This is a genomic window from Pseudomonas sp. TAA207, assembly GCF_001529285.1.
GTDB lineage: Bacteria > Pseudomonadota > Gammaproteobacteria > Pseudomonadales > Pseudomonadaceae > Aquipseudomonas > Aquipseudomonas weihenstephanensis.
This window is the reverse complement of the sequence record NZ_LLWJ01000029.1, coordinates 1-5290: the sequence shown is the minus strand read 5'-3', so window position 1 is coordinate 5290 and position 5290 is coordinate 1. Positions and strand designations below refer to the sequence as shown.

The following is a 5290-nucleotide window of genomic DNA, read 5'->3' as shown; positions in this document are numbered from 1 at the left end:
CAATCGGTTTACCGTTGAGGTCAGTCCGGGAAAAAGCTTCAAGCACGACACCCCCGTGGGTGGTGGAGTCGCCTAGGCGGATGATGTCTTTCATTGGCGAATCAGACCGTATTCACATTCCAAAAGGCCACTTTCAGATTCTGGTACTAAAAACTCAACCAAATCATCAAGAGACGTCTGTTCGGGGACATTGATCGAGTAAAAACTTTCACTACCACCCTCCCAACTGCAACCCATCGCAACGATAGTCTCCAATACCCGGTTAATTTCCGTGTGAACAGGTTCTAAAAAAACAATTCGAATAGTGCTATTGCCGCTTGGAGTTATTATTTGTTGGAAAATATTCTCTCCATCTTGACCCGGTACTACTTGAACCAAATCATCTAAATTCGCCTCATTCTCATAGAAAGGTATGTTTTTAATACACATCTCAGTGGGTGAGATTTTTTCTGCCCACACGCTTTCGCTTGAGACGGGTGGGTAATCATCAATGACAGATAATTTAAAAAATAGCTTTTCCATTTTTTTCCTAAGGTACCCATGAGTCGCTCTTATTAAGGTTGCACACGCTACATAGTACCTAGCCATTTTCTGGTGTGCTCAAGCCATTTTTTGCTTGCGGCTTAATATGATCAATATGAGCCTCATTATCCGGTGGTCGTCCAAGAGCAGCAAGACACCGTTCAACTTGTTCGGTAATCGCCAATACGACCAAAAGGCTTAAATTTCTTTTAACCAGTTAACAATTTCTTTTTTTATAAAACTCAACATCAGAATGCTGCCTACAATAACAAATTCGCGCCCCTCATGATTATCATAAAAAGATGTAACTCTGTCGGACTGTTCATCAAGTACCACTCTCAAGGTTTTTCCACTCTGATTATCTTTTGCAGAAAAAATTGGATTCCCATCAAAAAAAGGCACTCCATTTGAGAAGCATGTCTTATAAAATGGAAAGTTAAAGCGTCCCTCATTAAGCCCGATCTGCTCAATCAAATCTTGGAAAAAACAAAAGAAATGAGACTCTAAACGTGCATAGCAGCCCGGATCGCTTAAATAATTTTCAAACAATTTACTCACTCCACAAATGCCTTACCTGAAATAACTTCAATATCAACACGTTCCGGCCTTGTATATTTAACCATAAAGGTTTTGCTTATTTGTGCATCAACCCCACCACAAGAGCATGAATCATCGATGAATTTTTCAGCTTTCTTGAATGCATCCACCCTAGCCGCAAGATCTTTCTTACTCAATTTATCTTTAAGTTCATCTAGTTTTTTCTTAGCATCACCTGATGTTAATGGCACATCTTGGTTCCAAGCAATTGACTCTTCAAGTTTGGCTCCTTGCTCCTGAATTCTGCCTCTGTGAGCTGCCAACCCTAACGGATCAACCCACCCCGTAGGATTCGGCGCATACGCATAAAGATTCAACCCACCCGCATAGCTGATCGGGTCCTTGCTGATAAACCGCCCAACCCGGGGATCATAGTACCGATAGCGGTTGTAGTGCAGCCCTGTTTCGTGATCGTGGTACTGGCCCTGAAATCTGATCGGGTTTTTCAGGCCTTCACGCTGCGCCCATTCCGAACGCTGTTCTTTTATCTCACCCCACGCTTGGTACTGCGCACTCCAGGCGAGTTGGCCGTTGGGGTCGGTCAGTTCTTGCGGCGTGCCCAAGGGGTCGTACTGGTACCAGGCCAATACGTCAATCGGTAGCGCTTGGGGCGTGTGCGTCCACAGCGGGTCTTGGTCTATATCGTAGGCGCCTTCGTAGTTCGGCTGTGCCAACAGGCGGATCGGTTGATGCCGCATGGCCTGTGCCACGGGGACGAAGGTGCCGAGTTCGCAGATGTAGTGGACTGTTTTACCCGCCGTGCCATCGGCCTGGGCCGGGCTGCTTTCCCAGGCCAGGGTGTCTCCGTCCCAACCGAACAGGGTGAAGCCGCAACCCAGTTCGCGCTGTTTACGCGCCTGTTCGTTTTGGTTCCAGTGCGAGCCGGCTTCCGGGCGATGTGTGTGGTGGGCGTTGGAGTATTTATGGATGCGCCGCCCCAGCGGGTCGTAGGCGTAGTCGACGCTGAGGGGGTTGTCTTCAAAGCGCACCAGACGGTCGAGCAAGTCCCAACGCATTTGGCTTTGTTGGCAGTTGTGCTAACAGTAAATATCAATCCATACCGGCTCAGCTTTTAAAGAACGGTGTTGCGGTTCAACGTTGGCTGCACCTTTAGAGCCACTGGCTATTAGCGCCGCGCCACAAGCCGTCTTCATTCCATCGAGTGCAACGGCAATGCCGTCAACGGAGTAAGTCGCGCTGCCCTCGGCAATGGGAAAAACCCCTTTGCATAACGGGCAACTGACGTTATGACCAACACCGGCAATCGGTTTACCGTTGAGGTCAGTCCGGGAAAAAGCTTCAAGCACGACACCCCCATGGGTGGTGGAGTCGCCTAGGCGGATGATGTCTTTCATTGTGGTGGCACTCCCTTAAATGCTGAGAGCTTTATTAGGAATAGAAAGCCCGGAGTCAATAATCATTAAAAGTTTGATGTCTAGCTGTAAATCTAATGGCGCCAAGAACATGAAGCGAGTCATTATTCTTCTGCTTCACTCAGCCAAACGTCTTCATAGCCGTTTCTGTCGATGATGAACTCAGTACCTTCCGGCAGGTAAAGATATTTAATGACGTTAGGTAATATTTCAACTAGGTGGCTCGTGTGAAGGGGCTTGTAAAAATCATTGTCAGCAGAGTGCTGGCCGCAATGAATGAACCAACTAATAGTTCCGCCTTCAGGAGGCTGGATTCGCGTGCCATATATAGGAGTTTCACTGAGCGTGTCTAACGCTACTGCTACCATTGCTTCCGGAGGTTGCATGGGGAGATTATATTTCTTGCAAACCTGTTCTTGCTGCTCAAAAAAACCATCTAAGGTTGTCTGTGTCATTAGTTGATTCCTAATTGACTTTTCATATCTTTGGAAAATGTTGAGGCGTGCCCACCCTGTTGACGAGAGCAAATAGGACTGTGTGGCTGCACAGCACTTAATGATGTTTGGGCTGCAACATCATTTTCACCTGTTCGATAGTACTCTACTACAAGTGCATCTTTGTGATACGCAACCATTTTAGGCGCTTTAGTACCACATCGTACGCATGGTAATCCTTGCACAATTGAGGTTTGCCCTTTTGTGGGTCCAATTTTTGAGCTTCGCTTATAAGGGGTTGTGATATCTGTTTTTGGTGTAAATTTAGCGCGTTCGGGGACCCCTAAATCACTGAGTGGCACTGAGTTACCTACACAGTCAATGGTATTGGATAGCCCCAGCGGATCAACCCACCCCGTAGGATTCGGCGCATACGCATAAAGATTCAACCCACCCGCATAGCTGATCGGGTCCTTGCTGATAAACCGCCCAACCCGGGGATCATAGTACCGATAGCGGTTGTAGTGCAGCCCCGTTTCGTGATCGTGGTACTGGCCCTGAAATCTGATCGGGTTGGTCAGGCCCTCACGCTGCGCCCATTCCGAACGCTATTCTTTTATTTCACCCCACGCTTTGTACTGCGCGCTCCAGGCGAGTTGGCCGTTGGGGTCGGTCAGTTCTTGTGGCGCGCCCAAGTGGTCGCACTGGTAACAGCGCCCACAGGAAAATCGTATGATTTACAACGTTCATGCGGGGCTACTACTCTGGGGATGGTAATTGATCGTACAACTATCTAACCCGGCGGCCTAGTTATTTTTCAAGAGTGGTATCAGAGTAGGTCCGAGAATTCCACAAGGAAAAATCGCCACTGCTTTAATAGCGTTCACAGCAAATATAAAAATCAATCTACATTTAAAACATTAAATTCTTTTTACGCTAGACCAGATCAAACCATCCAGAGAAAAGAAATTTACACCTTTAAAGTTATCAGCCTTTATTTTGAATTGCTCAGAACAAATCAGTGAATCACTTCCCGACAGCATTCGACTATATTTGAAAAGGTCCAGACCTAGCCCGTGTGGAATGACAAGCTTTTTGAATCTAATAGGCCGCCCCTCATCCTCGACGAATGTAGAGGTTGGATCCGTATCGAGCCTTGCATCTAGCTCATTAAAAATAACTACATTATAATTTTTCTTAGAAATACTTTCCCCCTTAATTGAAAGCACTTTTATTTTAGCGCTATCAATCACTTCCACGCTCAAGCTAAAGCACAAGTCAAGAAACTCATCGCTCACAATATAAAAAAATCTTGAGACACCCCGAATATCAAAGTCATAATATTTATCTTTTGAAATAAGAACCATGCCTTCAGGCAGCGGCGTTCGATTTTTACTTCGCCCTTTTTCGCTATACCATGGAAAATCTCCATATTCTATGCTATCCATATCTTCGTAAAACTTATCACACAAAGCTGCATTCAACATGCCAGCCTGACAGCCCGACTCTTCTCTTTGAGAAAGCACATAAAAACCCATAACACCTCCAGTATATTGTTATTTAACACGTCTCTGCTTTGCGCCCATAGCTGAGAGGGAAATTCTCAGTCTATTCTGAATCGCTGTTATTTTAATACGGGCCTGAGCCTCGTCAACTTCACCACTTTCATATTTATCTCTTACACGCTCAATCAGGCCACTCACAACAGGAGTATAAACTCTCCCATGTGAACCGCAGTGATAGAATACCCTTTTCATTTTTTTAGCTTTTATTGCAGTTGTAGGCATTAGTAGGCCGTTTTCTTTATTGTCTTGTTGGTTCAACATTCCAATATCCGAAAAAAATCCACGCTGTTCCTTCCACACTTGTTCAGGAATTAGGTGATGCGCCTGCATACCATCATTCGGTGAGCCTCCCAAGGCGCGATCAAGTTTCTTACTACATAACCCATTTGGATCAACCCATTCCACCGGATTAGGCGCATACGCATAAAGATTCAACCCACCCGCATAGCTGATCGGATCTTTACTGATAAACCGCCCAACCCGTGGATCATAGTACCGATAGCGGTTGTAGTGCAGCCCCGTTTCGTGATCGTGGTACTGGCCCTGAAATCTGATCGGATTGGTCAGGCCTTCACGCTGCGCCCATTCCGAACGCTGTTCTTTTATCTCACCCCAGGCGTTGTACTGCGCACTCCAGGCGAGTTGGCCGTTGGGGTCGGTGAGTTCTTGCGGCGTGCCTAAGTGGTCGCACTGGTACCAGGCCAATACGTCAATCGGTAGCGCTTGGGGCATGTGCGTCCACAGCGGGTCTTGGTCTATATCGTAGGCGCCTTCGTAGTTCGGCTGCGCCAACAGGCGG

General features: G+C 46.7%; 7 protein-coding genes and 2 pseudogenes. All 9 read right to left on the bottom strand.

Annotated features, from left to right (window positions below; translation table 11 throughout):
• A pseudogene (locus AP059_RS22195) lies at positions 1-94 on the bottom strand (PAAR domain-containing protein); the annotation flags it as partial.
• Complete coding sequence (locus AP059_RS00405; RefSeq protein ID WP_059761382.1) at positions 91-522, bottom strand: DUF4265 domain-containing protein; 432 nt, start codon at positions 520-522, stop codon at positions 91-93. The pseudogene AP059_RS22195 and the gene AP059_RS00405, both read right to left, overlap by 4 nt.
• A gap of 198 nt (positions 523-720) precedes the next feature.
• Positions 721-1080 (bottom strand): hypothetical protein, encoded by a 360-nt coding sequence (locus AP059_RS00400; RefSeq protein WP_059761381.1) that lies wholly within the window; start codon positions 1078-1080, stop codon positions 721-723.
• Positions 1077-2123 (bottom strand): RHS repeat domain-containing protein, encoded by a 1047-nt coding sequence (locus tag AP059_RS22955; RefSeq protein WP_371260565.1) that lies wholly within the window; start codon positions 2121-2123, stop codon positions 1077-1079. The genes AP059_RS00400 and AP059_RS22955 overlap by 4 nt, the downstream gene beginning before the upstream one ends.
• Positions 2124-2156: 33 nt before the next feature.
• Positions 2157-2474 (bottom strand): PAAR domain-containing protein, encoded by a 318-nt coding sequence (locus AP059_RS00390; RefSeq protein ID WP_059761379.1) that lies wholly within the window; start codon positions 2472-2474, stop codon positions 2157-2159.
• Between the two features lie 122 nt (positions 2475-2596).
• The gene (locus AP059_RS00385; protein ID WP_059761378.1) at positions 2597-2947 is read right to left on the bottom strand and encodes an immunity protein Imm33 domain-containing protein; all 351 of its coding nucleotides are present in this window, start codon (positions 2945-2947) and stop codon (positions 2597-2599) included.
• 368 nt (positions 2948-3315) lie between these two features.
• Positions 3316-3636: pseudogene (locus AP059_RS22190) on the bottom strand (RHS repeat-associated core domain-containing protein); the annotation flags it as partial.
• Positions 3637-3846: 210 nt separating this feature from the next.
• Positions 3847-4464: an Imm43 family immunity protein gene (locus AP059_RS00380; protein WP_059761377.1), complete on the bottom strand. Its 618-nt coding sequence runs from the start codon at positions 4462-4464 to the stop codon at positions 3847-3849.
• A gap of 18 nt (positions 4465-4482) precedes the next feature.
• Positions 4483-5290 (bottom strand): RHS repeat-associated core domain-containing protein (locus AP059_RS00375; protein ID WP_177332330.1); only part of this gene is annotated, 808 nt, incomplete at its 5' end.

What these genes read in the sequence shown, in the direction of transcription:
- AP059_RS00405 (WP_059761382.1), bottom strand. Translation starts at nt 522, where the DNA reads ATGGAAAAGCTATTTTTTAAATTATCTGTCATTGATGATTACCCACCC.
- AP059_RS00390 (WP_059761379.1), bottom strand. Translation starts at nt 2,474, where the DNA reads ATGAAAGACATCATCCGCCTAGGCGACTCCACCACCCATGGGGGTGTC.
- AP059_RS00385 (WP_059761378.1), bottom strand. Translation starts at nt 2,947, where the DNA reads ATGACACAGACAACCTTAGATGGTTTTTTTGAGCAGCAAGAACAGGTT.
- AP059_RS00380 (WP_059761377.1), bottom strand. Translation starts at nt 4,464, where the DNA reads ATGGGTTTTTATGTGCTTTCTCAAAGAGAAGAGTCGGGCTGTCAGGCT.